At 55.3% G+C, this 26,869-nt stretch carries 47 protein-coding genes and 3 tRNA genes; all 50 read left to right on the forward strand.

What is annotated here, in order from left to right; all coding sequences use genetic code 11:
• Window positions 1–236: 236 nt before the first annotated feature.
• The 50 genes from A3L14_RS02490 (at window position 237) to rpsB (ending at window position 26,833) form a co-directional block, all read left to right on the forward strand.
• A complete protein-coding gene (locus tag A3L14_RS02490) occupies window positions 237–1,007 on the forward strand; it encodes a putative RNA uridine N3 methyltransferase (RefSeq protein ID WP_074631426.1) in 771 nt (256 codons plus the stop codon).
• Window position 1,008: 1 nt separating this feature from the next.
• Window positions 1,009–2,052 (forward strand): 50S ribosomal protein L3, encoded by a 1,044-nt coding sequence (locus A3L14_RS02495; protein ID WP_055429649.1) that lies wholly within the window; start codon window positions 1,009–1,011, stop codon window positions 2,050–2,052.
• Window positions 2,053–2,062: 10 nt separating this feature from the next.
• Entirely contained in the window at window positions 2,063–2,830 is a 768-nt protein-coding gene (gene rpl4p / locus A3L14_RS02500; protein ID WP_074631425.1) for a 50S ribosomal protein L4, read from the forward strand.
• 6 nt (window positions 2,831–2,836) lie between these two features.
• Entirely contained in the window at window positions 2,837–3,097 is a 261-nt protein-coding gene (locus A3L14_RS02505) for a 50S ribosomal protein L23 (protein ID WP_055429651.1), read from the forward strand.
• A 13-nt stretch (window positions 3,098–3,110) separates the two neighbouring features.
• Window positions 3,111–3,830, forward strand: coding sequence for a 50S ribosomal protein L2 (locus A3L14_RS02510; RefSeq protein ID WP_074631423.1), 720 nt, complete (start codon window positions 3,111–3,113; stop codon window positions 3,828–3,830).
• Window positions 3,831–3,835: 5 nt separating this feature from the next.
• On the forward strand, window positions 3,836–4,237 hold the full coding sequence (locus A3L14_RS02515) for a 30S ribosomal protein S19 (protein WP_055429682.1): 402 nt from the start codon (window positions 3,836–3,838) through the stop codon (window positions 4,235–4,237).
• Between the two features lie 10 nt (window positions 4,238–4,247).
• Window positions 4,248–4,718 carry a 50S ribosomal protein L22 gene (gene rplV, locus A3L14_RS02520; protein WP_055429652.1) on the forward strand — a complete coding sequence of 157 codons (471 nt, stop codon included), beginning with the start codon at window positions 4,248–4,250 and terminating at the stop codon, window positions 4,716–4,718.
• Between the two features lie 5 nt (window positions 4,719–4,723).
• Complete coding sequence (locus A3L14_RS02525) at window positions 4,724–5,353, forward strand: 30S ribosomal protein S3 (RefSeq protein WP_055429653.1); 630 nt, start codon at window positions 4,724–4,726, stop codon at window positions 5,351–5,353.
• Window positions 5,340–5,540 (forward strand): 50S ribosomal protein L29, encoded by a 201-nt coding sequence (gene rpmC, locus A3L14_RS02530; RefSeq protein WP_055429654.1) that lies wholly within the window; start codon window positions 5,340–5,342, stop codon window positions 5,538–5,540. Before A3L14_RS02525 ends, rpmC begins: the two co-directional genes overlap by 14 nt.
• Window positions 5,541–5,576: 36 nt before the next feature.
• A complete protein-coding gene (gene yciH, locus A3L14_RS02535; protein ID WP_206204009.1) occupies window positions 5,577–5,843 on the forward strand; it encodes a stress response translation initiation inhibitor YciH in 267 nt (88 codons plus the stop codon).
• Entirely contained in the window at window positions 5,729–6,106 is a 378-nt protein-coding gene (locus tag A3L14_RS02540; RefSeq protein WP_074631421.1) for a ribonuclease P protein component 1, read from the forward strand. The genes yciH and A3L14_RS02540 overlap by 115 nt, the downstream gene beginning before the upstream one ends.
• The gene (locus A3L14_RS02545; RefSeq protein WP_055429655.1) at window positions 6,103–6,438 is read left to right on the forward strand and encodes a 30S ribosomal protein S17; all 336 of its coding nucleotides are present in this window, start codon (window positions 6,103–6,105) and stop codon (window positions 6,436–6,438) included. Before A3L14_RS02540 ends, A3L14_RS02545 begins: the two co-directional genes overlap by 4 nt.
• A 5-nt stretch (window positions 6,439–6,443) precedes the next feature.
• Window positions 6,444–6,869, forward strand: a complete 426-nt coding sequence (locus A3L14_RS02550) for a 50S ribosomal protein L14 (RefSeq protein WP_055429656.1) — start codon at window positions 6,444–6,446, stop codon at window positions 6,867–6,869.
• A gap of 10 nt (window positions 6,870–6,879) precedes the next feature.
• On the forward strand, window positions 6,880–7,245 hold the full coding sequence (gene rplX / locus A3L14_RS02555) for a 50S ribosomal protein L24 (RefSeq protein WP_055429657.1): 366 nt from the start codon (window positions 6,880–6,882) through the stop codon (window positions 7,243–7,245).
• Window positions 7,245–7,976, forward strand: coding sequence for a 30S ribosomal protein S4e (locus A3L14_RS02560; RefSeq protein WP_055429658.1), 732 nt, complete (start codon window positions 7,245–7,247; stop codon window positions 7,974–7,976). The genes rplX and A3L14_RS02560 overlap by 1 nt, the downstream gene beginning before the upstream one ends.
• Before the next feature lie 11 nt (window positions 7,977–7,987).
• Window positions 7,988–8,539 carry a 50S ribosomal protein L5 gene (locus A3L14_RS02565; protein WP_055429659.1) on the forward strand — a complete coding sequence of 184 codons (552 nt, stop codon included), beginning with the start codon at window positions 7,988–7,990 and terminating at the stop codon, window positions 8,537–8,539.
• 1 nt (window position 8,540) lies between these two features.
• A complete protein-coding gene (locus tag A3L14_RS02570; RefSeq protein ID WP_012571038.1) occupies window positions 8,541–8,711 on the forward strand; it encodes a 30S ribosomal protein S14 in 171 nt (56 codons plus the stop codon).
• An 11-nt stretch (window positions 8,712–8,722) separates the two neighbouring features.
• The gene (locus tag A3L14_RS02575; protein ID WP_055429660.1) at window positions 8,723–9,115 is read left to right on the forward strand and encodes a 30S ribosomal protein S8; all 393 of its coding nucleotides are present in this window, start codon (window positions 8,723–8,725) and stop codon (window positions 9,113–9,115) included.
• A gap of 10 nt (window positions 9,116–9,125) precedes the next feature.
• Window positions 9,126–9,680, forward strand: coding sequence for a 50S ribosomal protein L6 (locus A3L14_RS02580; protein ID WP_055429661.1), 555 nt, complete (start codon window positions 9,126–9,128; stop codon window positions 9,678–9,680).
• A gap of 10 nt (window positions 9,681–9,690) precedes the next feature.
• Window positions 9,691–10,074 (forward strand): 50S ribosomal protein L32e, encoded by a 384-nt coding sequence (locus tag A3L14_RS02585; RefSeq protein ID WP_055429662.1) that lies wholly within the window; start codon window positions 9,691–9,693, stop codon window positions 10,072–10,074.
• A 5-nt stretch (window positions 10,075–10,079) separates the two neighbouring features.
• Window positions 10,080–10,526 (forward strand): 50S ribosomal protein L19e, encoded by a 447-nt coding sequence (locus tag A3L14_RS02590; protein ID WP_074631420.1) that lies wholly within the window; start codon window positions 10,080–10,082, stop codon window positions 10,524–10,526.
• A gap of 10 nt (window positions 10,527–10,536) precedes the next feature.
• Entirely contained in the window at window positions 10,537–11,142 is a 606-nt protein-coding gene (locus A3L14_RS02595; RefSeq protein WP_055429663.1) for a 50S ribosomal protein L18, read from the forward strand.
• On the forward strand, window positions 11,139–11,846 hold the full coding sequence (rpsE, locus tag A3L14_RS02600; protein ID WP_055429664.1) for a 30S ribosomal protein S5: 708 nt from the start codon (window positions 11,139–11,141) through the stop codon (window positions 11,844–11,846). Before A3L14_RS02595 ends, rpsE begins: the two co-directional genes overlap by 4 nt.
• An 11-nt stretch (window positions 11,847–11,857) precedes the next feature.
• Window positions 11,858–12,325 (forward strand): 50S ribosomal protein L30, encoded by a 468-nt coding sequence (locus A3L14_RS02605; RefSeq protein ID WP_055429665.1) that lies wholly within the window; start codon window positions 11,858–11,860, stop codon window positions 12,323–12,325.
• Window positions 12,326–12,336: 11 nt separating this feature from the next.
• The gene (locus tag A3L14_RS02610) at window positions 12,337–12,783 is read left to right on the forward strand and encodes an uL15m family ribosomal protein (RefSeq protein WP_055429666.1); all 447 of its coding nucleotides are present in this window, start codon (window positions 12,337–12,339) and stop codon (window positions 12,781–12,783) included.
• 35 nt (window positions 12,784–12,818) lie between these two features.
• Complete coding sequence (gene secY, locus A3L14_RS02615; protein WP_055429667.1) at window positions 12,819–14,264, forward strand: preprotein translocase subunit SecY; 1,446 nt, start codon at window positions 12,819–12,821, stop codon at window positions 14,262–14,264.
• A 75-nt stretch (window positions 14,265–14,339) separates the two neighbouring features.
• Window positions 14,340–14,930, forward strand: coding sequence for an adenylate kinase (locus A3L14_RS02620; protein ID WP_055429668.1), 591 nt, complete (start codon window positions 14,340–14,342; stop codon window positions 14,928–14,930).
• On the forward strand, window positions 14,923–15,450 hold the full coding sequence (locus tag A3L14_RS02625) for a DUF106 domain-containing protein (protein WP_055429669.1): 528 nt from the start codon (window positions 14,923–14,925) through the stop codon (window positions 15,448–15,450). Before A3L14_RS02620 ends, A3L14_RS02625 begins: the two co-directional genes overlap by 8 nt.
• Window positions 15,451–15,492: 42 nt before the next feature.
• Window positions 15,493–15,762: a 50S ribosomal protein L34e gene (locus tag A3L14_RS02630; protein ID WP_055429670.1), complete on the forward strand. Its 270-nt coding sequence runs from the start codon at window positions 15,493–15,495 to the stop codon at window positions 15,760–15,762.
• Between the two features lie 9 nt (window positions 15,763–15,771).
• Window positions 15,772–16,353 carry a (d)CMP kinase gene (cmk, locus tag A3L14_RS02635; protein ID WP_055429671.1) on the forward strand — a complete coding sequence of 194 codons (582 nt, stop codon included), beginning with the start codon at window positions 15,772–15,774 and terminating at the stop codon, window positions 16,351–16,353.
• Between the two features lie 13 nt (window positions 16,354–16,366).
• Window positions 16,367–16,618 carry a 50S ribosomal protein L14e gene (locus A3L14_RS02640; RefSeq protein ID WP_055429672.1) on the forward strand — a complete coding sequence of 84 codons (252 nt, stop codon included), beginning with the start codon at window positions 16,367–16,369 and terminating at the stop codon, window positions 16,616–16,618.
• A 76-nt stretch (window positions 16,619–16,694) separates the two neighbouring features.
• Window positions 16,695–17,405, forward strand: coding sequence for an SDR family NAD(P)-dependent oxidoreductase (locus A3L14_RS02645; protein WP_055429673.1), 711 nt, complete (start codon window positions 16,695–16,697; stop codon window positions 17,403–17,405).
• A 57-nt stretch (window positions 17,406–17,462) separates the two neighbouring features.
• The gene (locus A3L14_RS02650) at window positions 17,463–18,467 is read left to right on the forward strand and encodes an RNA-guided pseudouridylation complex pseudouridine synthase subunit Cbf5 (RefSeq protein WP_055429674.1); all 1,005 of its coding nucleotides are present in this window, start codon (window positions 17,463–17,465) and stop codon (window positions 18,465–18,467) included.
• Between the two features lie 256 nt (window positions 18,468–18,723).
• Window positions 18,724–19,632: a hypothetical protein gene (locus tag A3L14_RS02655; RefSeq protein ID WP_143597812.1), complete on the forward strand. Its 909-nt coding sequence runs from the start codon at window positions 18,724–18,726 to the stop codon at window positions 19,630–19,632.
• A gap of 10 nt (window positions 19,633–19,642) precedes the next feature.
• Complete coding sequence (locus tag A3L14_RS02660) at window positions 19,643–20,311, forward strand: hypothetical protein (protein WP_055429676.1); 669 nt, start codon at window positions 19,643–19,645, stop codon at window positions 20,309–20,311.
• Window positions 20,312–20,351: 40 nt separating this feature from the next.
• The gene (locus tag A3L14_RS02665; protein WP_088886105.1) at window positions 20,352–20,939 is read left to right on the forward strand and encodes a class I SAM-dependent methyltransferase; all 588 of its coding nucleotides are present in this window, start codon (window positions 20,352–20,354) and stop codon (window positions 20,937–20,939) included.
• Window positions 20,925–21,011, forward strand: a tRNA-Ser gene (locus A3L14_RS02670). Before A3L14_RS02665 ends, A3L14_RS02670 begins: the two co-directional genes overlap by 15 nt.
• Before the next feature lie 39 nt (window positions 21,012–21,050).
• Window positions 21,051–21,500 carry a 30S ribosomal protein S13 gene (locus tag A3L14_RS02675; protein ID WP_055429677.1) on the forward strand — a complete coding sequence of 150 codons (450 nt, stop codon included), beginning with the start codon at window positions 21,051–21,053 and terminating at the stop codon, window positions 21,498–21,500.
• Window positions 21,501–21,510: 10 nt separating this feature from the next.
• Window positions 21,511–22,053, forward strand: a complete 543-nt coding sequence (locus tag A3L14_RS02680; RefSeq protein WP_055429678.1) for a 30S ribosomal protein S4 — start codon at window positions 21,511–21,513, stop codon at window positions 22,051–22,053.
• Window positions 22,050–22,469, forward strand: coding sequence for a 30S ribosomal protein S11 (locus A3L14_RS02685; protein ID WP_055429679.1), 420 nt, complete (start codon window positions 22,050–22,052; stop codon window positions 22,467–22,469). The genes A3L14_RS02680 and A3L14_RS02685 overlap by 4 nt, the downstream gene beginning before the upstream one ends.
• Window positions 22,470–22,497: 28 nt before the next feature.
• Window positions 22,498–23,283, forward strand: a complete 786-nt coding sequence (locus A3L14_RS02690) for a DNA-directed RNA polymerase subunit D (protein ID WP_074631417.1) — start codon at window positions 22,498–22,500, stop codon at window positions 23,281–23,283.
• Between the two features lies 1 nt (window position 23,284).
• Window positions 23,285–23,372: transfer RNA gene (locus tag A3L14_RS02695), tRNA-Leu, on the forward strand.
• A 68-nt stretch (window positions 23,373–23,440) separates the two neighbouring features.
• Window positions 23,441–23,806, forward strand: a complete 366-nt coding sequence (locus tag A3L14_RS02700) for a 50S ribosomal protein L18e (RefSeq protein WP_055430133.1) — start codon at window positions 23,441–23,443, stop codon at window positions 23,804–23,806.
• Window positions 23,807–23,812: 6 nt separating this feature from the next.
• Entirely contained in the window at window positions 23,813–24,241 is a 429-nt protein-coding gene (gene rplM, locus A3L14_RS02705; protein ID WP_055430132.1) for a 50S ribosomal protein L13, read from the forward strand.
• A gap of 11 nt (window positions 24,242–24,252) precedes the next feature.
• Entirely contained in the window at window positions 24,253–24,660 is a 408-nt protein-coding gene (locus A3L14_RS02710) for a 30S ribosomal protein S9 (RefSeq protein WP_055430131.1), read from the forward strand.
• Between the two features lie 34 nt (window positions 24,661–24,694).
• A complete protein-coding gene (locus A3L14_RS02715; protein WP_055430130.1) occupies window positions 24,695–24,892 on the forward strand; it encodes a DNA-directed RNA polymerase subunit N in 198 nt (65 codons plus the stop codon).
• Window positions 24,893–24,909: 17 nt separating this feature from the next.
• A tRNA-Pro gene (locus A3L14_RS02720) sits at window positions 24,910–24,987 on the forward strand.
• A 21-nt stretch (window positions 24,988–25,008) separates the two neighbouring features.
• Window positions 25,009–25,182: a DNA-directed RNA polymerase subunit K gene (locus A3L14_RS02725; RefSeq protein WP_055430129.1), complete on the forward strand. Its 174-nt coding sequence runs from the start codon at window positions 25,009–25,011 to the stop codon at window positions 25,180–25,182.
• 6 nt (window positions 25,183–25,188) lie between these two features.
• Window positions 25,189–26,214, forward strand: coding sequence for a hypothetical protein (locus tag A3L14_RS02730; protein ID WP_055430128.1), 1,026 nt, complete (start codon window positions 25,189–25,191; stop codon window positions 26,212–26,214).
• Between the two features lie 13 nt (window positions 26,215–26,227).
• Window positions 26,228–26,833, forward strand: coding sequence for a 30S ribosomal protein S2 (gene rpsB / locus A3L14_RS02735; protein ID WP_055430127.1), 606 nt, complete (start codon window positions 26,228–26,230; stop codon window positions 26,831–26,833).
• Window positions 26,834–26,869 lie beyond the last annotated feature (36 nt).

Raw genomic sequence — 26,869 nt, forward strand, 5'->3', positions numbered from 1 at the left:
ATGCCATTTTTGATGAAACTTTTCTCCAGAAAAGTTTCTTAACGTGGGGTGAAACCCCACCTCGGGGGTTTGAGAGTACAGAGAGATAAGGGGGCGGAGCCCCCTTGTCTTTCGTTTGCAAAAAAATTATACACCTCCCAACCCAAAAAAGGGTGGAACGGTTCGAAAGCCTTTTAAATACTCTCCATAGACCCCACTTCAGCGTTGAAGTTAGCACAGCGAAGGATGACGGAAAAATGGCCTGGCACGTCTTCATTCCGGATTCGCTCCTCGAAGAAACCGACGACCCGAAAATCAGGACGTACAAGGTTGGTCAGATAGCCAGGGCCTGCGCTATATTCGGCGTTGAGCATATATGGATCTACAACGCTGGCGGCAGGGACGGAAGGTTCATCAAGACAATCTTGGAGTACGCGGAAACGCCCCAGTACCTCAGAAAGAGGCTGTTCCCCCTCATGCCGGAGCTCCGCTATGTTGGCGTCATCCCGCCGCTTAGGACGCCCCACCACAAGCTCAAGGGAAAACCAAAGGTCGGCGAAATCCGCGAGGGCTTCGCCTTCAGGAAAGGGAGGCGGGTTTACGCGGACATTGGCCTTGACGATCTTGCTCTGGTGGAGGGGGGCGTTGAGGGACGTGCAACCTTCAGAATCGTCTCAGTAAGGCCGCTCAGGGTGATACCAGCTAAACCGGTTGAATACTGGGGCTACAGGGTGCATCTCACGGGGAAGTCACTGGCAAAAACACTTAAAAAGGCCAGGCTGGATTTGGCGATTGCCACCTCCAGGAAGGGACGCGACATTCGGGAGGTGAAGCTTCCCCCACTTGAGGGGGAGGTCGGATTCATCTTTGGCTCACCGAGGAAGGGCGTGATGGAGCTCCTCGGCGAGGAGGAATATGACTTTGATCTAATCCTCAACACCATTCCAAATCAGCGGACGGCCACCGTCCGCACCGAGGAGGCCGTCTTGGCCACACTCGCAGTGTTTAATCTCATAAGGAGGGATTGAGATGGGAAAAATACACAGGCCAAGGAGAGGTTCACTGGCTTACTCCCCTAGAAAGAGGGCCAAGAGCATAGTCCCGAGAATCAGAAAGTGGCCGCAGGACAGTGAAGTCAGGATGCTCGGTTTCGCCGGCTACAAGGCTGGCATGACCCACATCCTTATGATAGACGACAGGCCAGGGCTCACCAAGGGTAAGGAAATCTTCATGCCGGTTACTATCGTGGAAGTCCCGCCGCTCTTCGTCTACGGCATCAGGGCCTACAGGCAGGGCTACCTCGGTCTTGAGACCGCCACTGAGGTCTGGTTCCACGAGCTCAACGACTACGTTAAGAGGAGGATAAAGACCCTGCCCAAGGAGTACAGCGAGGATGCCTTCAAGGAGAAGCTCGGTCAGCTTGAGGACCTCGTCAACGACGGCGAGATAGTCGACGTCAGGCTTCTCGTCCACACCCAGCCGTGGCTCATCAAGCTCAAGAAGAAGCCCGAGGTCATGGAGTACGCCATCGGTGGCGACGACGTTAAGGCCAAGTTTGACTACGCCAAGGAGAAGATAGGCAAGGAGCTCCGCGCCAGCGAGGTTCTCCACGAGGGCGAGCTCCTCGACGTCATAGCCGTCACCAAGGGTAAGGGAACCCAGGGCCCGGTCAAGCGCTGGGGAATAAAGATCCAGTTCCATAAGGCCCAGAGGGCTGGAAAGGCTAGGCACGTCGGTAACCTCGGCCCGTGGCACCCGACAAGGGTCATGTGGACAGTTCCGCAGGCGGGTCAGATGGGCTTCCACCACAGGACTGAGTTCAACAAGAGGCTCATCGCCATAGGCGAGAACGGCAAGCTCAAGCTCGACGAGAAGAACGAGATCGACATCACTCCGAAGGGTGGCTTCCCGCACTACGGCATCATAAGGAGTGACTTCCTCATGATACAGGGAACCGTGCCGGGTTCCTTCAAGAGGATCGTCAGAGTCAGGCCGGCTATCAGGCCGCCGAAGAAGAAGCCGCCGGTTGAGAGGCCGCAGATAACCTACGTCAGTAGGGAATCCAAGCAGTGAGGTGAGATAGATGAAGGTTAAGGTTTTCAATCTCGAAGGCGAGCCTGTGGAGGAGATAGAGCTTCCGAAGGTCTTTGCCACTCCCTTCAGGCCCGACCTCATCAGGAGGGCTGTCATTGCTTCATGGACACACAGGATACAGCCGCAGGGCAGGGATCCAATGGCCGGTAAGAGGCGCGTTACCGAGAACATCGGAAAGGGCCACGGCATGGCGAGGGTTGAGAGGATAAAGACCTCTCCGAGGTTTGCAGCATTTGTTCCCTTCGCCCGCGGTGGAAGGAGAACCCACCCGCCCAAGGTCGAGAAGATAATCTGGGAGGACATCAACAAGAAGGAGCGCAGACTTGCTATAATGAGCGCCATAGCGGCAACGGCCAACTACGACCTCGTCAGGGCCAGGGGCCACATCGTTGACAACGTCCCGCAGGTTCCCCTCGTTGTCGTTGATGACCTTGAGAAGGTCTTCAAGACCGCTCAGACCCGGGAGATATTCAAGAAGCTCGGCGTCTGGGACGACATCGAGAGGGCCAAGAAGAACACCAAGATAAGGGCTGGTAAGGGTAAGATGCGCGGAAGGCGCTACAAGAAGGCTAAGGGCCCGCTCATCGTTGTTGCCAAGAACGAGGGAATCGTCCAGGGAGCCAGAAACCACCCGGGTGTTGACGTCGTTACCGTCGAGAACCTCAGTGCAGAACTCCTTGCCCCGGGTACCCACCCCGGTAGGCTTACCGTCTGGACGAAGGGAGCTATAGAGAGGCTTAGGGAGATTTACGGGTGATGAGAGATGGATCCGTACAAGGTCATCATAAAGCCGGTCGTCACGGAGAAGGCCGTGGCGATGATAGAGAACGAGAACAAGCTCACCTTCATAGTCGACAGAAGGGCAACCAAGGCCGACATCAAGAGGGCCGTGGAAGCGATGTTCGAGGTCAAGGTCGAGAAAGTCAACACCCTCATCACCATGAGGGGAGAGAAGAAGGCCTACGTGAAGCTCAAGCCTGAGTACAGCGCAAGTGAGGTTGCTGCCAGGATAGGATTGTTCTGACGGGGTGAGTGAGATGGGAAAGAGTCTGATTCAGCAGAGGAGAGGTAAGGGAACCACGACCTTTAGGGCCCCCTCCCACAGGTACAGGGGTGCCGTCAGGTACGTTCCGCTCAACCTTACCAAGGAGAAGACCCTCGTCGGCAAGGTCGTGGAGATACTCCACGACCCGGGAAGGACCGCTCCAGTGGCAAGGGTCAAGTTCGAGAACGGCATGGAGAAGCTAATAATAGCTCCCGAAGGAGTCCTCGTCGGCGAGGAGATAGCCATCGGGCCGAACGCCCCGATCAAGATCGGCAACACCCTCCCGCTTGCCATGATACCGGAGGGAAGCTACGTCTACGACATAGAGGGGGTTCCTGGCGACGGTGGCAAGTACGTCAGAGCGGGCGGTGCCTACGCCCTCGTCGTCAGCAGGGAGAAGGACAAGGTCATAGTCCAGCTTCCGAGCGGTGAGCTCAAGCAGTTCAACCCGATGTGCAGGGCCACCATAGGTGTCGTTGCCGGCGGTGGAAGGCTTGAGAAGCCCATCGTTAAGGCCGGTAAGGCCTACTACATCGCCAAGGCAAGGAACAGGTTCTGGCCGAAGCCAAGGGGTGTCAAGATGAACGCCGTCAACCACCCGCACGGTGGTAAGGAGCACCACATAGGAAGGCCGAGCACCGTTTCGAGGCGCGCTCCGCCCGGAAGGAAGGTCGGTCACATAGCCGCGAGAAGAACTGGTAGGAGGAAGTGATGAAGATGGCGAGAAGGAAGGAGTTTAAGTATAGGGGCTATACCTTCGAGGAACTGCTCAACATGTCACTTGAGGACTTTGCAAAGCTCCTCCCTGCCAGGCAGAGGAGGAGCCTCAAGCGCGGTCTTTCCCCGGAGCAGAAGAAGCTCCTCAGGAAGATACGGCTTGCCAAGAAGGGCAAGTATAAGAAGCCGATCAGGACTCACAGCAGGGACATGGTCATCCTTCCCGAGATGGTCGGCATGACCATCCACGTCTACAACGGAAAGGAGTTCGTCCCAATAGAGATCAAGGAGGAGATGATAGGCCACTACCTCGGCGAGTTCGCCCTCACGAGGAAGATCGTCCAGCACGGCTCACCTGGTGTTGGAGCCACTAGGTCATCGATGTTCGTGGCCATCAAGTGAGGTGGTATAGATGAGCAGGGGCAGGTTTTCCTACTCATTCCAAAATTTTGACCCGGACAGGATGGCTCGTGCCAGCGGAAGGGACCTCGGGATATCCCCCAAGCACAGCATCGAGCTCCTCAGGGAGATAAAGGGCATGATGCTTAACGATGCCATCAAGTACCTCGACGACGTTATCGCTCTGAAGAGACCGGTTCCAATGAGGCGCTTCAACGACAGCCAGGGTCACAAGCCCGGCAAGGGCTTCGGCCCCGGAAGGTACCCGGTTAAGGTTGCGAAGGCCGTCAAGAAGGTCCTCCTCAACGCCAAGAACAACGCCGAGCAGAAGGGCCTCGACCCGGACAGGCTCAGGATAATCCACGCGGCTGCCCAGCGCGGGCCGGTACTTCGCGGATACATCCCGAGGGCCTTTGGAAGGGCCACACCGTTCAACGAGCAGACCACCCACATAGAGATAGTCGTTGAGGAAGTTAGGAGGTGAGACTTTTGGCGATCGAGAGATACTTCATCAAGGAAGGCGTTAAGGAGATGCTCATCGACGAGTACCTTGAGAAGGAGCTCCGCAGAGCGGGCTACGGCGGAATAGACATCAAGAAGACCCCCCTCGGAACAAAGGTCATCATCTTCGCCGCCAACCCCGGCTACGTCATTGGAAGGGGTGGAAGGCGCATCAGGGAGCTCACCAGGACCCTTGAGAGGCAGTTCAACCTTGAGAACCCGCAGATTGAGGTCGAGGAGATCAAGAACCCCTATCTCAATGCCAAGGTTCAGGCCGTCAGGCTTGCCCAGGCCCTTGAGAGGGGCATACACTTCAGGAGGGCTGCCTACTCAGCAATCCGCGCCATCATGAGGAACGGCGCCAGGGGCGTTGAGATTCGTCTGAGCGGAAAGCTAACCGGTGAAAGAGCGAAAAGCGTCAGGTTCTACCAGGGCTACCTCGCCAAGGTTGGAAACCCGGCCGAGACCCTCGTCAGCAAGGGCTACGCCCAGGCCAAGCTCAAGCTTGGAGTTATAGGTGTCAAGGTCTCCATCATGCCGCCCGACGCCAAGCTCCCGGATGAGATCGAGGTTATAGAGAAGGTTCAGGAAGAGGTGAGCGCCAATGAAGCCGAGTGAGATTAGGGAGATGAGCATCGAGGAGATCGACAAGAAGATCAGGGAGCTCCGCCTTGAACTCGCCAAGGAGAGGGGTGTGCTCACCATGGGGGCCTCGCTTGAGAACCCCATGGTCATCCGGAACCTCAGGCGCGATATCGCGCGCCTGTTGACCATAAAGAAGGAGAAGCTTAGGGAGAAAAGGTGATGGTTAGTGCCTAGGATTGTTAACCCTCTGGATGAGATGCTCTTTAAAGAAGTGCTGAAGGAGCAGCAGAGAATTAGAGTCTATATAGAGAAGGCCCGCTACGGAAAGCTTAAAACCATAATCGAGGGCATAGACGAGAAGGAGTTCGACCTTGAAGATATAGCCAAAAAGCTGAAGGCGAAGCTGGCATGCGGCGGAACGGTCAAGAAAGGAAGGATAGAGCTCCAAGGAGACCACAGAGAAAGGGTCAAGAAATTGCTGGGAGACCTTGGATTTTCAGAGGACTTAATAGAAATCGAGTAACGGCAAAGAACATCATCTGGAGCGAGCTCATAGGGCTGAAAGCAAAAATTATAAGGGCATCTCATCCAGAGCTGGTTGGCATCGAGGGCTACGTCCTTGACGAGACGAGGAACACCCTCACCATCGGCGGTGAGAGGGTCTGGGTTATCCCGAAGGACGTGGTTTGCCTTGAGTTTGAGGTTGGCGATAAAAGGATCCGGATCAACGGAAAAGAGCTGATTGGAAGACCCGAGATGAGATTGAAGAAGAGGTGGCGAAAATGAGAGAGATTGGATTGAAGGTTCAGCCTCCCGCTGAGAAGTGCGACGACCCGCACTGCCCCTGGCACGGGCACCTCAAGATACACGGCAGATACTTCGAGGGAATAGTCGTCAGCGATAAGGGCAAGAAGACCGTCGTCGTTGAGAGGCAGCACTACCACTATCTCAAGAAGTACGAGAGGTATGAGCTCAGGAGGAGCAAGGTTCACGCTCACAACCCGGAGTGCATCAGCGCAAAGGTCGGTGACAGGGTTCTCATCGCCGAGACCCGGCCGATAAGCAAGACCAAGAGCTGGGTTGTCGTTGCAGTCACCAAGAGGGCTGGCGAGAGGTGATATAGATGGCGAAGAAGGGTGCAGGTGCTACGAGAGGTATCAGTCCCGTGAGACCGACTCGTGCTCTCCCGATAGGTGCCTACCTCAAGGTTGCTGACAACAGCGGTGCGAAGGTTATCCAGATCATAGGCGTCGTTGGCTACAAGGGCACCAGGAGGAGGCTCGCCTCGGCAGGCGTCGGCGACATGGTCATCGCCGCAGTCAAGAAGGGAAGGCCCGACATAAGGCACCAGGTAGTTAGGGCCGTCGTCGTCAGGCAGAGGAAAGAGTACAGGCGCCTTGACGGCATGCGCGTGAAGTTCGAGGACAACGCGGCAGCAATAGTCACCCCCGAGGGTGTCCCGAGGGGTACCGAGATCAGAGGTGCCATAGCAAGGGAGGCCGCCGAGCGCTGGGTCAGGCTCGGAAGTATAGCGAGCATCGTGTTGTGAGGTGAGAAAGATGAAGCTGGATACGAGACAGCCCAAGAAGCAGAGGAAGTTCCTCTATAACGCTCCCCTTCACCTTAGGAGCAAGATAATGGCCGCCACACTGAGCCCGGAGCTCAGGAACAAGTACGGTGTGAGGAGCCTTCCTATCCGGGAGGGCGACAAGGTTCGCGTTATGCGCGGCGACTTCAAGGGCAAGGAAGGCAAGGTCCTTGAGGTTGACCTCAAGAGGTACAGGATACACATCGAGGGGGTTACCCAGAAGAAGGTCGACGGAACTGAGGTCTTCTACCCAATCCACCCCTCGAACGTTATGATAATAGACCTCAACCTTGAGGACGAGAAGAGGGAAAAGATAATTAATAGGAGGGCTGGTTGATGGCGAGGAAAGGAGCCAAGAGGCACCTTAAGAGGCTTGCCGCTCCAAATCAGTGGTACATCTCAAGAAAGACCTATAAGTGGGCGGTCAGGCCGAGGCCAGGTCCGCACAGCATGAGGACTTCCATACCGCTCCTCTACATAGTCAGGGACTACCTCGGCTACGCCAAGACAGCTCGTGAGGCCAGAAAGATACTCAACGAGGGTAAGATACTCGTTGATGGTAGGGTTAGGAAGGACTACAAGTTCCCGGTCGGAATCATGGACGTCGTTTCCATCCCCGAGACCGGCGAGCACTACAGGGTTCTTCCGAACAGGATCGGCAAACTCATACTCCACCCGATAAGCGAGAAGGAAGCCAACATCAAGCCGCTCAGGATAAGCAACAAGCGCATGGTCAAGGGCGCGAAGGTTCAGCTCAACCTCCACGACGGAAGCAACCACCTCGTCACCATGGACGAGAAGGACAAGTACAGGACTGCCTACACCGTCCTCATGAAGGTACCCGACAGGGAGGTCATCGGGGTCATCCCGTTCGAGGTCGGTGCCTACGTCTTCGTTACCCAGGGTAAGAACGTCGCGAGGAAGGGTAGAGTCGTTGAGGTCAGGCAGTTCCCGATGGGCTGGCCGGACGTCGTCACCATTGAGGACGAGAACGGCGAGCTCTTCGACACGCTGAAGGAGTACGCCTTCGTCGTTGGTAAGGACAAGCCGGAGATTTCCCTTCCGTGAGGTGAGATGAGATGCAGATCAACAGAGAGGCTATCCTTGCAGACTGGGAAGCTCACCCGATGAGGAAGCCCAGGATTGCCAAGGTCACCATAAACATTGGAGTTGGCGAGAGTGGTGAGCGCTTAACTAAGGCTGAGAAGATGCTTGAGCAGCTTGTGGGCCAGAAGCCGATAAGGAGGCGCGCGAAGCAGACCAACAAGGACTTTGGAATCAGGCGCGGAGAGCCTATCGCCGTGAAGGTCACCCTGAGGGGCAAGAAAGCTGAGGAGATGCTCAAGAGACTCCTTGCTGCGGTTGACAACAAGCTCAAGGCGAGCAACTTCGACGAGCACGGTAACTTCTGCTTTGGAATAGACGAGCACATCAACATACCGGGCGTCGAGTACGATCCGGAGATAGGCATCTTCGGTATGGACGTCTGCGTTACCCTTGAGAGGCCCGGCTTCAGGGTCGCCAAGAGGAAGAGGCAGAGGAAGAAGATACCGAACAGGCATAAGCTGACCAAGGAGGAAGGTATCGTCTTCGCTATGGAGGAGTTTAAGGTTGCCGTGGAGGGATTGTGAGATGGCGAAGGCTGACTACAACAAGAGGAAGCCCAGAAAGTTTGGGAAGGGTGCGAGGAGATGCGTCCGCTGCGGACAGTACGGCCCGATAATCAGGATACACGGTCTGATGCTCTGCAGGCACTGCTTTAGAGAGATAGCCCCCAAGCTGGGCTTTAAGAAGTACGAGTGAGGTGAGAGGAGATGACTTTGCTTGACCCGCTGGCAAACGCGCTTTCGCATATAACCAACAGCGAGAGGGTCGGAAAGAAGGAGGTCTACCTCAAGCCGGCCTCCAAGCTCATTGGAGAGGTTCTCAGGGTTATGCAGGAGAACGGCTACATAGGTGAGTTTGAGTTCATCGACGACGGAAGGGCCGGTATCTACAGGGTGCAGCTCATAGGGAAGATCAACAAGGCTGGAGCAATAAAGCCGAGGTTCCCCGTTAAGGCTAGGGAGTACGAGGCCTGGGAGAAGAGGTTCCTTCCGGCCTTCGAGTTCGGTATCCTCATAGTCTCGACCTCCCAGGGCGTCATGACCCACAAAGAGGCCATCGAGAAGGGAATCGGCGGAAGGCTGATAGCCTACGTATACTGAGGTGAGAGAGATGCCGATAGACGCGTGGGTAAGGGAAGAGGTTGAGATTCCTGAGGGCGTTGAGGTCACCGTTGAGAACAACGTCGTCAAGGTCAGGGGCCCAAAGGGAGAGGTTAAGAGGGAGCTCAGGTATCCGGGCGTTCAGATATTCACCGAGGACGGTAAGGTCGTCGTCTTCAAGGAGTTCCCGAGAAAGAGGGACATAGCCATGGCCAGAACCTTCAAGGCCCACATAGCCAACATGATCAGGGGGGTCACCGAGGGCTTCACCTACAAACTAAAGGTTGTCTACAGCCACTTCCCCATGACCGTCAAGGTTCAGGGTGACGAGGTCGTCATCGAGAACTTCCTCGGTGAGAAGAACCCGAGGAGGGCCAAGATACTTCCTGGAGTCACCGTCAAGGTTCACGGTCAGGAGGTCATCGTCGAGGGCATAGACAAAGAGGCCGTTGGCCAGACCGCTGCCAACATCGAGCAGGCCACAAGGATAACCAAGTGGGACAGGCGCGTCTTCCAGGATGGGATTTACATCGTTGAGAAGGCTGGTAAGCCTATAAAGTTCTGAGGTGTGAGAAATGAACGAGAAGGCGAGACTCCTTAGGATAAGGGCCAGGATCAAGAGGAAGAAGCCCCGCTTCCTTAGGCAGGAGTGGTGGCGCTATCCGAAGTTCAAGAACGACCCGAAGTGGCGCAGGCCGAAGGGAATCGACAGCAAAATGAGGCTCAAGAAGAAGGGTAAGGCCAGGTCACCGAGCATAGGCTGGAGCTCACCGAGGCTCGTCCGTGGGCTTCACCCGAGCGGCTACGAGGAAGTCCTCGTCCACAACGTCAAGGAGCTCGAAGCGATAGACCCGACCAGGCAGGCCGCCAGGATAGCCAGGACCGTCGGTGCCAGGAAGAGGGAGCTTATACTTGCCAGGGCGAAGGAGCTCGGTGTGAAGGTTCTTAACGCGAGGTGAGACTCATGCTCAAGATGCAGAGAAGGATTGCCGCTGATTTGTTGAAGTGCGGTGAGAACAGGGTCTGGATTGACCCGGAGAGGATTGATGACGTTGCAACCGCCATCACCAGGGAGGACATCAGGAGGCTTATCAACGACGGCGTCATCAAGAAGAAGCCCGTTAAGGGCCAGAGCAGGGCCCGCGCCAGGGCCTATCAGGAGGCCAGGAAAAAGGGCCGCCACAGGGGTCCGGGAAGCAGGAAGGGCAAGAAGACCGCCAGGATGGGCAAGAAGGAGCGCTGGATGATGACCATAAGGGCCCTCAGGAAGGAGCTCAGGAAGCTCAAGGCCGAAGGAAAGATAGACGAACACACCTACAGGAGGCTCTACATCAGGGCCAAGGGCGGTCAGTTCAAGAACAAGAGGCAGCTCTACATGTTCATGCAGGAGCACGGTATCTTGAAGGAGTGAGGTGAGAGAGATGGCACACGGACCGAGGTATAGGGTTCCGTTCAGGAGGAGGAGAGAAGGTAAGACTAACTATCACAAGAGGCTTGCCCTCCTCAAGTCTGGAAAGCCCAGGCTTGTTGTGAGGAAGACCCTCAACCACCACATAGCCCAGATAGTCCTTTATGACCCGAAGGGTGACAGGACAGTTGTCTCAGCTCACACCAGGGAGCTCATGAGGGACTTTGGCTGGAAGGGACACGGAGGCAACACGCCTTCAGCTTACCTGCTCGGTCTCCTCATAGGCTACAAGGCCAGGAAGGCTGGCATCGAGGAGGCCATCCTTGACATAGGCCTCCACCCGCCGACCAGGGGTTCGAGCATATTCGCAGTCCTCAAGGGTGCCGTTGATGCTGGACTCAACGTCCCGCACAGCGAGGAGATTTACCCGGAGGATTACAGGATAAGCGGCGAGCACATAGCCAACTACGCCAAGGCTCTCAAGGAGGAGGACGAGGAGCGCTATAGGAAACAGTTCTCGGGATACCTCGTCAAAGGTCTTGAGCCGGAGAAGCTCCCCGAGCACTTTGAGGAGGTCAAGGCGAGGATAATCGAGAAGTTTGAGGAGGCGAGAGAATGAGCGACCCAAGGGAGATCGCCCAGAGGGTTTTGGAGGAGTGGGAGCCGAGGACCAAGCTCGGCCAGCTCGTCAAAGAGGGCCAGATAACTGACATTCACGAGATATTCCGGAAGGGATACCAGATCAAGGAGCCGGAGATAGTCGATGTGCTCCTTCCGGAGGTCAACCTGAGGGAGAACCAGGAGGTTCTCGATATAGCCCTCACGGTCAGGATGACTGACAGCGGCAGGCGCATAAGGTTCCGTGTTCTCGCCGCTGTGGGCAACAGGGACGGCTACGTTGGCCTTGGAATCGGCCACGGCAAGGAGGTCGGAATAGCCATCCGGAAGGCCATCAACTACGCCAAGATGAACATCATCGAGATCAAGCGCGGCTGTGGAAGCTGGGAGTGCAGGTGCAGGAGGCCCCACTCAATTCCGTTCGCCGTAGAGGGCAAAGAAGGAAGCGTCCGCGTCAAGCTCATGCCGGGACCGCGCGGTCTTGGACTGGTCATAGGTGACGTCGGCAAGAAGATACTCAGCCTTGCTGGTGTCCAGGACGTCTGGTCACAGAGCCTGGGTGAGACGAGAACCACCGTCAACTTCGCCAAGGCAGTCTTCAACGCGCTCTACAACACCAACCGTGTTGCAGTCCAGCCTGGCATGGAAGAGAAGTACGGCATAATCGTTGGAAGGGAGATGTCAGCAAACTTCCAGGTTGAGTGAGGTGAGAGAAGATGGCAAAGCTCGCACTCATCAGGCTTAGGAGTGGAATAAGGGCGAGGGGTGAGGTGAGAGACACCCTCGCCATGCTCCGCCTCCACAGGATAAACCACCTCGTCCTCGTTGACGACAACCCGAGCTACAAGGGAATGGTTCAGAAGGTCAAGGACTACATCACTTGGGGAGAGATAAACGCCGAAACCCTTGCTGCCCTCATCAGGAAGAGGGGCAGGCTCATCGGCAACAGACCGATAACCGACGAGTACGTCAAGGAGAAGCTCGGAATGACCATCGATGAGTTCGCCAAGAAGGTCGTTGACGGCGAGATGAAGCTCACCGACCTGCCGAACATCAAGCCGGTCTTCAGGCTCCACCCTCCGAGGGGCGGCCTTAAGGGCAGCAAAAAGCGCAGCTTTAAGGAAGGCGGTGCCCTCGGCTACCGTGGCGAGAAGATAAACGACCTCATTGAGAGAATGCTCTGAGGTGGCGAGAGATGATAAGGAGAAAGAAGAAGGTTAGGAAGCTCCGCGGAAGTCACACTCACGGATGGGGCTGCAAGAAGAAGCACCGCGGCGGCGGTAGCAAGGGCGGTAAGGGAATGGCTGGAACCGGAAAGAGGAAGAACACCAAGTGGACCTGGACGATCAAGTATGCCCCTGACCATCTTGGAAAGCGTGGCTTCCACAGGCCTAAAGCCGTCCAGTACACCCCCAAGACCATAAACCTCAGCGACATCGATGAGAACCTCCAGCTCTTCCTCGACATGGGCGTCGCCTACGAGGAGGAGGGGAAGATAGTCGTTGACGTCACTCAGCTCGGTGTCGACAAGGTTCTCGGAACCGGCAAGCTCACCAGGCCAATTACCATCAAGGCCTACTACGTCACTCCGAAGGCAGAGGAGAAGATAAAGGCCGCTGGCGGCGAGGTTCTCCTCGCCTGATTCCCCTTTAATTTAACTTTTGGCGGGTGTTAATCATGGGGTTCAGAAACGTAGTGTTCGCGATTGAGAGGTACTTCCCCGAGGTGGAGCGGCCCAAGAGGCATGTGCCACTCAAGGAGAAGTTCATGTGGACGGGAATCGTTCTGCTGCTGTACTTTGTCCTCGCTGAGATTCCTCTCTATGGAATCCCGGCACAGATCCAGGACTACTTTGCCACGCTCAGGTTCGTTCTTGCAGGAAGGAGTGGTTCTCTCCTGACGCTGGGTATAGGTCCAATCGTCACCGCGAGCATCATTATGCAGCTTCTCGTTGGTTCCGAGATAGTTCACCTTGATCTCTCTAATCATGAGGATAGGAAGTTTTATCAGGCCGCTCAGAAGCTGTTTGCAGTCTTCATGAGCTTCTTCGAGGCAGCCATCTACGTCTTCGCCGGTGCCTTCGGTAGGGTTGACACCAGCCTCGGCGCCTTCCAGACTGTGACTACACCCGCCGGTGAGGCGTACATTGGACTCGGCTTGGCGATACTCATAATACTCCAGCTCGGATTTGCCTCAGTCATGCTCATACTCTTGGATGAACTCGTGAGCAAGTGGGGCATTGGGAGCGGTATCAGCCTCTTCATAGCAGCGGGTGTTTCCCAGACCGTTATCACGAAGGCCCTGAACCCAGCAACGACACCTGACTACATAGACCCGGTAACAGGGGGGCCCGCTATAGTGGGTGCAATTCCTGCGTTCATACAGCATCTGTTCTACGGTGACCTCACGGGTGCGCTTTACAGGGGAACATTGCCGGATATGATGGATGTCCTCGCTACAATAGTGGTGTTCCTTGTGGTGGTTTATCTTGAGAGCATGCGCGTTGAGATACCGCTTAGCTATGGAAGAGTTACCGTTCGCGGAAGGTACCCGATAAGGTTCATGTACGTCAGCAACATTCCGATCATCCTGACCTTTGCCCTCTATTCCAACATCCAGCTCTGGGCAAGACTCCTCAACAACTTTGGCTACACTTTCCTCGGAACCTTCGATCAGAATGGTTATCCGCTGACCGGCTTCGTTACCTACCTCTATCCCCCAAGGGACATCTACCACGTCATAGCGGATCCGGGGAGGGCTTTAGTTTACGCGCTGATGACGATATTCTGGTCTATACTCTTCGGATTCCTCTGGGTCGAGCTCACAGGCCTTGACGCCAAGAGCATCGCCAGACAGCTCCAGAGCGCTGGACTGCAGATCCCGGGATTCAGGCGTGACCCGAGGATACTGGAGAGGGTGCTCAACAGGTACATACCCTACGTCACCTTCTGGGGCTCTTTCACCCTGGCAGTGGTCGCGGTGCTGGCGGACTTCCTTGGTGCACTGGGTACAGGAACGGGAATCCTCCTTACGGTGGGTATCCTCTACAGGTTCTACGAGGAAATAGCCAGAGAACAGGCCACCGAGATGTTCCCCGCCTTAAGGAGGTTCTTCACCAAGTGAGTCTTTCTTTTCTTTCACAAAACCTTTTAAACCCGGTTTAATTACTTCTTCCAGAAGCCTCCTTGGGTGAGCGGGATGCCGTTTGTGGTCATGATCACAGGGATTCCAGGGGTGGGTAAGAGTACCATAACCAGGATGGCCCTCAGAAAGACGAAGGTCAAGTTTAGACTCGTCAACTTTGGAGACCTGATGTTCGAGGAAGCCGTTAAAGCTGGGCTGGTCAAACACAGGGACGAGATGAGACGGCTCGACCCCAACGTTCAGAAGGATCTCCAAATGAAGGCTGCCAGGAGGATCGTTGAAATGGCCGAGAAAGAGCCGATACTCCTTGACACTCACGCGACCATCAGGACCCCTGTGGGATACCTTCTCGGTTTCCCCAAGGAGGTCATAGAGGTGATAAACCCCAACTTCATAGTCATAATTGAGGCCACACCTAGCGAAATACTCGGAAGGCGCCTCCGCGACCTGAAGCGCGATAGGGACGTTGAGACTGAGGAGCAGATACAGAGGCATCAGGACCTTAACCGTGCCGCTGCCGTGAGCTATGCCATGCACTCTAACGCACTCATAAAGATAATCGAGAACCATGAAGATAAAGGCCTTGAGGAGGCCGTTCATGAGCTTGTTGAAGTACTGAATCTGGCGGTGGGAGAGTATGATTGAGGGAATATACGCTTTCCTTGACAATCTGTTTGGGCCCCTGATACAGGCCCACCACCCGATAGTGGTGGTTACGGTCGCAGGCATAATCCTGGGTGGGCTCTTCACCCTGCTGAACTACCTCCTGGTCGACCAGGAAAAGATGAAGAGGCTCCAGAAGAAGAGCAAAGAGTTTCAGAAGAAGTACAAGGAGGCACAGGCCGCCAAGGATGAGAAGAGGCTCAAAAAGCTTCAGCAGGAGCAGATGGAGCTGATGAAGCTCCAGAGTGAAGTCATGAAGGATCAGATGCTTAAGGTTACGCTCTTTACCCTTCCCATATTCTGGATATTCTTCGGGTGGCTCAGGAGATGGTACGTTGAAGTGGGCATAGTGAAGTCCCCGTTCAACTTCTTCATATTCGACTGGTTCCACAGTCTCTACCGGTCCGGACTGCCCGCTAACGAGCTGGGTTATGTCGGCTGGTACATAATGACGTCCATGATAACTGGATACATCCTCAGGAAGCTCCTGGACATGGGTTAAATTTAAAAAGACTCTGAAATTAGGGGTTGCGAGGTGAGAGAAATGAAGCCGATGTACAGGTCAAGGTCATGGAGGAGGAAGTACGTCAGGACTCCTGGCGGAAGGACGGTCATACACTTCGAAAGAAAGAAGCCCAAAGTCGCCCACTGCGCTATGTGCGGAAGGCCCCTTAACGGCGTTCCGCGCGGAAGGCCGAGCGAGCTCAGGAAGCTCCCGAAGACCGCAAAGAGGCCGGAGAGGCCCTACCCGAACCTCTGCCCTAGCTGCATGAGGAAGGTCATAAAGGCTCAGGTCAGGGCCACCTTTGTCTGAGGTGCTAGCATGCCCAAGGGCTGCCTCGTAATAACAGTCAGTGGTTTAGCGGGTTCAGGGACCACCACACTCTGCAGGAACCTCGCCAGGCACTACGGCTTCAAGCACATCTACGCCGGGCTCATCTTCCGCCAGATGGCCGAGGAGATGGGGATGAGCCTCCAGGAGTTTCAGGAGTATGCCGAGCTCCACCCTGAAATCGACCGTGAAGTCGACAGGAGGCAGGTCGAGGCAGCCAAGGAGTGCAACGTCGTTATAGAGGGCCGTCTCGCTGGATGGATGGTTAAGGACGCTGATCTGAAGATATGGCTCGACGCTCCGATAATGGAGCGCGCCAGGCGGGTTGCCCGCAGGGAGGGCATCTCCGTTGAGGAAGCCTTCGTGCAGATTGCCGAGCGCGAGAAGGGCAACAGGAAAAGGTATTTAAACCTCTATGGGATTGACATCGACGACAAGTCGATTTATGATCTAATCATAAACACTGCCCACTGGGATCCCGATGGCGTCTTCGCGATTGTGAAGGCCGCCATCGACCACCTATACCCCGACGGTGACGCGGGGTCGGGTGCAAACCCGGGCAACAAAAAATGAGGAGGTGGGATGAATGCCAGCTATTGAGGTCGGAAGGCTTGCTGTTGTTATTGCCGGAAGGAGGGCAGGCCAGAAGGTCGTCGTCGTTGACATAATTGACAGGAACTTCGTCCTCGTTACCGGTGCTGGCCTCAACAAGGTCAAGCGCAGGAGGATGAACGTCAAGCACCTTGAGCCCCTCCCGGAGAGGGTCAACATCGAGCGCGGCGCCGACGACGAGGCCGTCAAGGCCGCCCTTGAGCAGGCTGGAATCAGCCTTGAGTGAGACCGAGGCCTTTTGGCCTCCCTTCACTTCTCAATGCTTTTAAGCTCTGGCTTCCAAACTTCTTCTGGTGGATTTCATGAGAACCGCGCTGGTGACGGGTGCAACCGGAGGCATCGGGAGGCTTCTCGTTGAGGGCCTCATTGAGAGGGGCTATCGTGTTATTGGTGTGGCCAGGAACGAGAAAAAACTCCGTGAACTTCAGGAGAGGCTCTCTGCCTTTGAATACATAATCGCCGATTTGAGTAAAGAAGAGTTCCCAGGCACGATTCTGAAGGGGCTTGAGAGGCTCGGTGCGCAAAAGATTGACCTTCTCATAAACAATGCCGGCCTTGCGGTGAGAAAGCCTCTCCTTGAGCACTCGGGCGAGGAGCTGGAGCACCTGTTCCGGGTGAACGCACTCGCCCCGGTGGAACTTACAAATGCGGTTCTCCCGATGCTTCGGAAGGGTTCGACTGTGGTGTTCATAATCAGCGGCGTTGCTTTTATCAACGTACCGGAGATCCCCTCCTACTGTGCCGCAAAGGGTGCACTCCACTACCTGGCAGTGAACCTCGAAAAGGAGCTCCTGGATAGGGGAATCCATGTTATGAGGGTGTATCCCAAGCAGGTGAAGACCGGATTCTGGAACGGGAAGGTTCCGAAGGGCTCGATAGAGCCGGAAGATGTTGCACGGGCAGTGTTCAAGGGGCTCGAAAAGGGTAAGAGAGAGGTCTTTGTGCCGGGCTACCTGAAACTCGTAAAATATCTCCCCAACTGGCCGGTCTTTACGTACCGGTTCAAGTATTAGTCGGGTTTATAAAGGGAAACCCCAACTTAGTGCGATAACGCTCACCGGGTGATGCTCATGGCGAGGGACGAAGTGAGGAGAATCCTTCCGGCTGACATAAAGCGAGAAGTTCTGGTTAAGGATGAAAAGGCCGAGACGAACCCAAAGTGGGGCTTTCCGCCCGAGAAGAGACCGATGGAGATGCACATGCAGTTCGGCATAATCAACCTCGACAAGCCGCCCGGGCCGACGAGCCACGAGGTCGTTGCCTGGATTAAGAGGCTCTTCGGCCTTAACAAGGCCGGCCACGGCGGAACTCTGGATCCAAAGGTCAGCGGAGTTTTGCCTGTGGCGCTTGAGAGGGCTACCAGGGTCGTCCAGGCCCTTCTCCCCGCAGGTAAAGAGTACATCGCCCTGATGCACCTCCACGGCGAGGTTCCCGAGGATAAAATTCGAGCAGTGATGAAAGAGTTCGAGGGTGAGATAATCCAGAGGCCGCCCCTTAGGAGCGCGGTCAAGAGAAGGCTGAGAACGAGGAAGGTTTACTACATCGAGATTCTGGAGATAGACGGCAAGGACGTGCTCTTCCGGGTTGGAGTTGAGGCGGGAACTTACATAAGGTCGCTTATCCACCACTTTGGTCTTGCCCTCGGTGTTGGTGCCCACATGGCCGAGCTTAGGAGGACGAGGAGCGGGCCGTTCAAGGAGGACGAAACGCTGGTGACCCTTCACGACCTCGTTGACTACTACCACTTCTGGAAGGAGGACGGCATCGAGGAGTACTTTAGGAAGGCGATACAGCCTATGGAGAAGGCCGTTGAACACCTGCCGAAGGTCTGGATTAGAGATTCGGCCGTTGCGGCGGTAACCTACGGCGCCGACCTTGCCGTCCCGGGGATAGTAAAGGTTCACAAGGGCATCAAGAGGGGCGACCTCGTCGCGGTCATGACCCTTAAAGACGAGCTTGTGGCTTTGGGCAAGGCCACCATGACGAGCGGTGAGATGCTCCAGAGGAGCAAGGGAATAGCGGTAGACGTGGACAAGGTCTTCATGCCGAGGGACTGGTATCCCAAACTCTGGTAACGAAAGACAAGGGGGCTCCGCCCCCTTATCTCTCTGTACTCTCAAACGATGTGGGGCTTCGCCCCACAACCCCTGAAACTTTGGTTGTACAAGTAACATCGTTTGTATCCTTTTTTGTTCACTCTTTTACTCTGGCTTCTTTCGTCTCATTCTCGTCGTTTTGATACGGTTGGAAATTGAAAACTCTACGAAAAAAAATGGAACTAATTCAAACTTGTAATTAGAAAAGCTTTTAAAGATTTTAGCGTCACATCTAATGGCAACTGCAGGAGGTGCCCTCGTGGGGAGCTGGATTAGGAAGGTTGGTGCGGTGTTGTTGCTTGCTATAGTTCTGAGTCTCGGCTTCAACGTTACCTATGGGGCAAGAAATGCGGTTGCCTTGAAGCCCGAAGAGGCCTACTGGGCAGAGGAACTCCAGAGAGACCTTCCTCTGGTGAAGGTCAATGAAACCGTGATGACAATGGTTGAGGAGTACTCAAGCGAGATACTTGAGGAGTTCAACAGGGAACTGTGTACCATGAGCGATGAAGAAATGCTTCGCGAGGGCCTCACAAAGGACGATATTAAAAAAGCCAGAGCGTTCTGCAGATTGCCCGATGAGGTGAAGTTAAAAGTCATCAGAAACAGGCTCTTGCTTAGCGTGTACCTCACCAACGCACGTTGCTCGGCCCTTAAGCAAACGGAAATGAGGCCTATAATAACCGCTTCTTCGGGGGGTACATACTCATGCAGAGATGGATTGGTCTACGCATGGGGCATTCCCACCAAAGAAAAGCTCGGAATCTCCCACTGTTCATGGAGAAAGTCAGGGTCTCCTTCATCTTGCAGTAAAGAAAAGGGTGTAGCGTGCCTCTGGGGATGCACGAACGTTGATCCAAAACTTGGATGGCCAAGTAACTATAAGAGCTTTCCTGACTTGGACAGCTTTGTTCAGGAGGTGACAAGCAAAGGTTACCACAAGACCGACAGGTATGCTGCCTATGGCATATATGGCAGGGACTTCACAAGGGGAATTGGATACGGATACCGCTATGAGGCTAGATACAGTCCAAAAACTCGCATGGGCTATGTCGAGGGTCCTGAGCCCAACCCTGAAAAGAACTGGTACGGTTTCCTGCACAATTTCTGGCCAACACTTGTGAAACGCTGGCACGATAAATGCTGAGGTGATTCGCGTGAAGCGCTCCAAGACTCTCTACTCTGTCTTTTTCCTTGTTTTTCTGTTGGTTGCAGGCGGGGCTTATTACTTCCACACCCGGGGCTCCAGCAGTATCACAGAACCTCAGATAAAGTTTAACGCAACGAGTCTTGACTTTACCGGTCCAAACATGACCCTTGTATACAAAGCCGTGGAATACTCTGGGAAGACGCTGATTCAGAACTCAACGAGAACTTTCATCATAATTCGGGAGGGGAACACTACTACAATCCTCGAGAGGTTTAAAATCGAGTGGCAGGCGCCCGATTACTCTATCTCCAAAGGAGAAAACCGAGCCGAGATAGTCGGCTCAAACCCCATTGTATATCAATCTGATGGTTCAATCTTTGTTGAGGGGGAACGGGCTGAAGTCGAACTGTTTAGGGTTGGATATCCCTACTCTCCAGTATTCGAACGACTAAAGGCTGAAAAGGGCTACACCCTCACGCTGTGCTGCGCCAATCTCACTGTGGAGGACGTGAGGACTATAAACGGGAGAGAATGTATTATAGTGAAAGCGGAAACTAGAGACGCTATTCTCAAACTTGCCATCGACGCTAAGACTCGACTGCTCCTTTGGGATTACGGGGTTTCCAAAGACGTGACGGGGTCATGGTGGGAAGACTGGCTGGTCACTTCCAAGTAAACTCCCCCATCTTTATAAACCCCTTTTCTTATCCCCGACCATGAGCCACTACTACTCCGAGGAGCCGAACGTCCCCCTGAAGACGAAAACTATAGAGGTCTGCATTAGAGGTCAGTGTTTAAAATTCACCACCGCCAGTGGGGTTTTCTCCTTCGGCAAGCTTGACCGGGGGACGGAACTGCTAATAGAAAGTATGATACTTGATGGGAACTGGCGCGTCCTGGATTTGGGATGCGGCTACGGTGCTATAGGAATAGTCGCCTCCCGATTCGTGGACTACGTCGTCATGACCGACGTGAACGGAAGGGCTGTCAGCATGGCGAGGAAAAATTTAAAAATCAACGGCGTTAGAAACGCCGAGGTTAGGTGGGGAAGCCTCTACGAGCCCGTTAAGGGCGAAAAGTTTGACACAATCATCACTAACCCCCCGGTGCACGCGGGAAAGGAAGTGCTGAGGGAAATAGTTATAAACGCTCCCCGGCATCTCAACGATGGAGGCCTCCTGCAACTCGTTATCAAGACCAAGCAGGGGGCAAAGTATATTAAGGCTCTAATGGATGACCACTTCACCGAAGTGAGAGAGCTGGCGAAGGGGAGCGGCTACCGCGTGTATGCCGGGATCGCCTAGCCTGGGATGGCGCGGGCCTTGAGAGCCCGTGTCCGTATGGACACCGGGGTTCAAATCCCCGTCCCGGCGCCAAAATCCTCTATGAAGGATTGAGACGGAGGTGTATTCGTAATGACGGACAACTTCAGACACATCGTCCGTGTAGCGGGAGTTGATCTGGACGGAAATAAGCAGCTTAGATGGGCCCTCACGGGCATTAGAGGCATAGGCATAAACTTCGCGACCATGGTGCTCAGGGTGGCAGGGATTGACCCATACATGAAGACCGGTTACCTGACCGACGAGCAGGTCAAGACCATAGAGAATATCCTCGAAGATCCGATAGCCCACGGCATACCAGCCTGGGCGGTCAACAGGCCGAAGGACTACGAGACCGGCAAGGACATGCACCTTATCACCGCCAAGCTCGTTATGGCCTGGCGTGAGGACGTCAACAGGCTCAGGAGAATCAGGGCTTACCGCGGCATAAGGCACGAGCTCGGACTGCCGCTCAGGGGACAGAGGACCAGGTCGAACTTCAGGCACGGTACCACCGTCGGCGTGAGAAGAAAGAAGAAGTGAGGTGGTTTAGATGGGAGACCCTAAGAGGCAGAGGAAGAAGTACGAAACTCCCTCTCACCCCTGGATTAAGGAGAGGCTCGACCGCGAGAGAGTCCTCATGAAGAAGTACGCCCTCAAGAACAAGAAGGAGCTCTGGCGCCACGAGACCCAGCTCAAGGAGTTCAGACGTAGGGCCAGGCGCCTCCTCGCGGCGAGGGGTAAGCAGGCCGAGATCGAGAGGGTTCAGCTCCTCCAGAGGCTCAACAGGCTGGGCCTCCTTCCGGCCGACGCCGTCCTGGATGACGTTCTCTCTCTCACCGTTGAGGACGTCCTCGACAGGCGTCTTCAGACGATAGTCTACAAGAAGGGACTCGCCAGGACCATCAGGCAGGCCAGGCAGCTCATTGTCCACGGCCACATCGAGGTCAACGGGCAGATCATCCGCTCCCCGGGATACCTCGTTCTCAGGGAGGAGGAAGACGCTATAACCTACTCGAAGACCTCTCCTTTCGCCAAGGAGAGCCACCCCGAGAGGATGGTTATTGAACAGGCCAAGCAGGGTGGTGAGGCATGAGCGAGGAAGTTCAGCAGGTTAACCTTAAGAAGAAGGAGAAGTGGGGAGTTGCCCACATCTACTCCTCCTACAACAACACCATTATCCACATCACCGACCTCACCGGGGCCGAGACCGTCAGCAGGTGGAGCGGTGGTATGGTCGTCAAGGCCGACAGGGACGAGCCATCACCATACGCGGCCATGATTGCCGCCAGGAGGGCCGCCGAAGAGGCCATGGAGAAGGGCTTTGTCGGCGTTCACATCAAGGTCCGCGCTCCGGGAGGGAGCAAGAGCAAGAGCCCCGGGCCGGGTGCACAGGCCGCTATCCGTGCCCTCGCCAGGGCCGGCCTTAGGATAGGGAGGGTTGAGGACGTCACCCCGATTCCGCACGACGGCACCAGGCCGAAGGGCGGAAGGCGGGGCAGGCGTGTCTGACCCCACAACTTCTTTTTTGGTGATGCCAATGGAGCCAAAGTTTCAGATTCTTGAAAAAAGGGAGGACTCGATTAGGTTCATCATTGAGGGAGTCGACGTTCCCTTCGCCAACGCCCTGAGGAGAACCATCCTGGCTGAGGTTCCCACCTTCGCCGTTGACGAGGTCGAGTTCTTTGAGAACGATTCAGCACTTTTTGACGAGATAATCGCCCACAGGCTGGCGATGATTCCGCTCACCACCCCCGTTGAGAGGTTCTCGCTGGATGCCCTTGAGCTGGATGACTATACTGTCACGCTCTCCCTTGAGGCCGAGGGGCAGGGTATGGTCTACTCCGGCGACCTGAAGAGCGATGACGAAGGGGTTAAGCCCGCTAACCCGGACATCCCGATAGTCAAACTGGCGGAAGGACAGAGGCTAACCCTCAACGCCTACGCGAGGCTTGGGCGCGGAAAGGATCACGCCAAGTGGCAGCCCGGCTTCGTCTATTATAAGTACCTGACAAAGATACACGTGAGCAAAGAAGTCCCGGAGTGGGAAGAGCTCAAAAAGCTTGCCGAAAGGCGCGGTCTTCCGGTTGATGAGACCGAAGAGGAGCTCATCATCACTACCACGAAGGCCTTCTACCTCCCGAGGAAGTTTGAGGCTTACCAGGGTGATAAGATAAGGAAGGAGGTAGTTCCGGGAACGTTCGTGTTTACCGTCGAGACCAACGGAGAACTCCCCGTTGAGGAAATCGTGGCCATAGCCCTAAAAATCCTCATGAGGAAGAGCGATAGATTTATAAGCGAACTCCATAAATTAGCGTCCGACTGACGCGGGGGTAGCCGAGCCTGGCCAAAGGCGCGGGATTCAGGGTCCCGTCCCGTAGGGGTTCCGGGGTTCAAATCCCCGCCCCCGCACCAGTATTTACGCTCACCCCGTTGGACCTGTCGGTTTCCCACCTGCGAGAGAGCGTTAAGGAGGTATGTTCATGGTCAAGAGAACCGGACCCACTGACATCAATCTGAGGAGGCTCATCCGCTACCTCAGAAAGAAGTCTAACGAGGAAGGGGTTAAGATCTGGAAGGACATCGCCTGGCGCCTTGAGAGGCCCAGGAGGCAGAGGGCTGAGGTTAACGTCAGCAGGATCAACCGCTACACCAAGGATGGTGACACCGTCATCGTCCCCGGAAGCGTCCTCGGTGCAGGAAAGCTTGAGCACAAGGTCACCGTTGCTGCCTGGAAGTTCAGCGAGACGGCCAAAAGGAAGATAGTTGAGGCCGGTGGAGAGGTCCTCACGATTGAGGAGCTCATCGAGAGGAACCCGAAGGGTAGTGGAGTAATCATAATGGAGTGATGGGCCATGAGGATAATTAACGCTGAAGGACTCATACTCGGAAGGCTCGCCTCGAAGGTCGCCAAGATGCTCCTTGAGGGCGAGGAAGTCATCATAGTCAACGCCGACAAGGCCATCATCACCGGAAACCGCGAGGACATCTTCGCCAAGTACAAGCAGAGGACCGAGCTGAGAACCAGGACCAACCCGAGGAGGGGTCCGTTCTATCCAAAGAGGAGCGACGAGATCGTCAGGAGAACCGTCAGGGGAATGCTTCCATGGAAGACCGACCGCGGAAGGAAGGCCTTCAAGAGGCTCAAGGTCTATGTCGGCGTTCCGAAGGAGTTCGAGGGAAGAGAGCTTGAGACCATAATCGAGGCCCACATGTCGAGGCTCGCAACTCCGAAGTACGTTACCGTTGGCGAGGTTGCCAAGTTCCTCGGTGGAAAGTTCTGAGGTGAGAGAAAATGAAGGTCATCCAGACTGCTGGTAAGAGGAAGACGGCCATCGCGAGGGCCACCATCCGGGAAGGAAAGGGTCGCGTCAGGATCAACCACAAGCCAGTTGAGATCATCGAGCCGGAAATCGCGCGCTTCACTATCATGGAACCGCTTGTCCTCGCCGGGGAGGAGATAGTCAGCAAGGTTGACATCGACGTCAAGGTCGAGGGCGGAGGCTTCATGGGACAGGCAGAGGCCGCGCGCGTTGCCATAGCCAGGGCCCTCGTCGAGTGGACCAACGACATGAACCTCAAGGAAAAGTTTATGAAGTACGACAGGACCATGCTCGTCGGGGACAGCAGGCGCACCGAACCGCACAAGCCCAACCGCTCAACCAAGGGTCCCAGGGCGAAGAGGCAGAAGTCCTACCGCTGACCGCTTTCCTTTAATATTCAAGAAGGTGATACGGGTGATAGTTCCCGTCAGGTGCTTCACGTGTGGAAAGGTCATAGGAGACAAATACTACGAGTTCAAGGCCCGAGTTGAGAAGGGCGAGGATCCCGAAAAGGTCCTCGACGACCTCGGGATCGAGAGGTACTGCTGCAGGAGAACCCTGCTGAGCCACGTCGAGCTCATAGATCAGGTAATGGTATACAGGGTATACTGAAAAACCACATTTCTGGGGGGGCCGTGGGGTAGCTTGGTCTATCCTCCCGGCTTGGGGTGCCGGAGACCCGGGTTCAAATCCCGGCGGCCCCACCAAAATTTGCACGGGTGGTTGAAATGTTCAGGTACACGAGATTTGAAAAGGCCCGTATAATTGGAGCAAGGGCCCTCCAGATAGCGATGGGTGCGCCCATACTCATCGACGTCCCGGAAGGAATCACGCCGCTCGACGCCGCGCTGCTTGAGTTTGAGAAGGGAATAATCCCCCTCACCGTAATCAGGCCGAGCTGATGAAAGATGACCGTGATAGAGAACGTAATCGGCAGGGTCGCGGTGCTCAAGGGTGGTAGGTATTCAGTCGAGGTAGACGTCATAACGAGCTCGGGCTTCGGTCGCTTTGCATCCCCAATAGATGAGAACCCTAGCCTGTACATAGCCGAGGCCCACCGCGCCGTGAGCGAAGTTGACGAGATAATCGGACCAGAGCTGATAGGCTTCGATGCCAGCGAGCAGGAGCTCATAGACAGCTACCTCTGGGAGATAGATGGCACCGAGGACTTCAGCCACATCGGTGCCAACACAGCACTGGCGGTGTCAATAGCGGTCGCCAAGGCCGCGGCGAGCGTCAAGAGGATGCCTCTCTACAGCTACATCGGGGGCACCTTCACGACCGAGCTACCGGTGCCGATCCTTGAGATAGCGGGTGGTGAGGCCTTTGACTACTACGTAATGGTTCGTGACCTCATGGAGATAACCGACGTCGTTGACGCCGCCAACAAAGTTCTTGAGCATGCCGAAGCCAGCACTGTGGAGGCCTTTTCAAAGGCCACCGAAAAGGCCACCGACGAGCTTGGCCTCGAAGTCGCTCTCGGACTTGTGCAGAAGATCCCGATGGAGACCGAGGAAGTGCTCTCTATAGTTGAGGACAACAACGTGGCCTATATAAAGCCCCTCGGCGACGAGGAGCTGTTCCTTGAGCTGATAGCCGGTACCCACGAGGTGTTCGTTGACGGCGAGCACCTCTTCCGCGAGAAGGACATACTGGACAGGCGCTACTACAACGCCCTGTCAATAAAGCCGATAAACCTAGGCACGCTCACCGACTTATACAACCTTGTGAACGACACGAAGTCGGAGAGGATAACCCCCATCCTCGCGGAGGCTCGCTACGAGTCCTCCGATGAGGCACTGGCCCACCTTGCGGTGGGTCTGCGCTGTCCGGCGATGGTGCTCCGTTCGGATTCCATCGCCAAGCTGAACGAGCTGATAAGAATAGCCGAAGATTTGGGTGAAAGGGGTAGGATAATAACCTTTGAAGGATGAGGAGGTGTGAAAAATGGAGGAATACCTTGTTCCACTCGACCAGTACCTTGCCGCCGGTGTCCATATAGGCACCCAGCAGAAGACCCAGGACATGAAAAAGTTCATCTACCGCGTTAGGCAGGATGGTCTTTACGTCCTCGACGTCAGGAAGACCGACGAGAGGCTCAGGATAGCCGGTAAGTTCCTTGCCAAGTTCGATCCGGCCAACATACTCGCCGTCAGCGTCAGGCTCTACGGCCAGAAGCCGGTCAAGAAGTTTGGTGACGTTACCGGTGCCAGGGCCATTCCGGGACGCTTCCTGCCCGGAACTATGACCAACCCGCAGGTCAAGAACTTCATGGAGCCTGATGTCCTCATAGTCACTGACCCGAGGGCCGACCACCAGGCCATGAAGGAGGCCATCGAAATAGGAATCCCGATAGTTGCCCTCGTCGACACCGAGAACTTCCTCAGCTACGTCGATGTTGCGATTCCTACCAACAACAAGGGGAGGAAGGCCCTCGCGCTCATCTACTGGATACTCGCCAGGGAGATACTCTACAACAGGAAGGAGATAGAGAGCAGGGAGGACTTCAAGGTTCCTGTTGAGGACTTTGAGATGAGGATCATCAGAACCTGAGGGGAAAGCTTTTAATTCCCCTCGCTTTACTCACCC

The sequence above is a fragment of the Thermococcus thioreducens genome, from assembly GCF_002214545.1.
Lineage (GTDB): Archaea > Methanobacteriota_B > Thermococci > Thermococcales > Thermococcaceae > Thermococcus > Thermococcus thioreducens.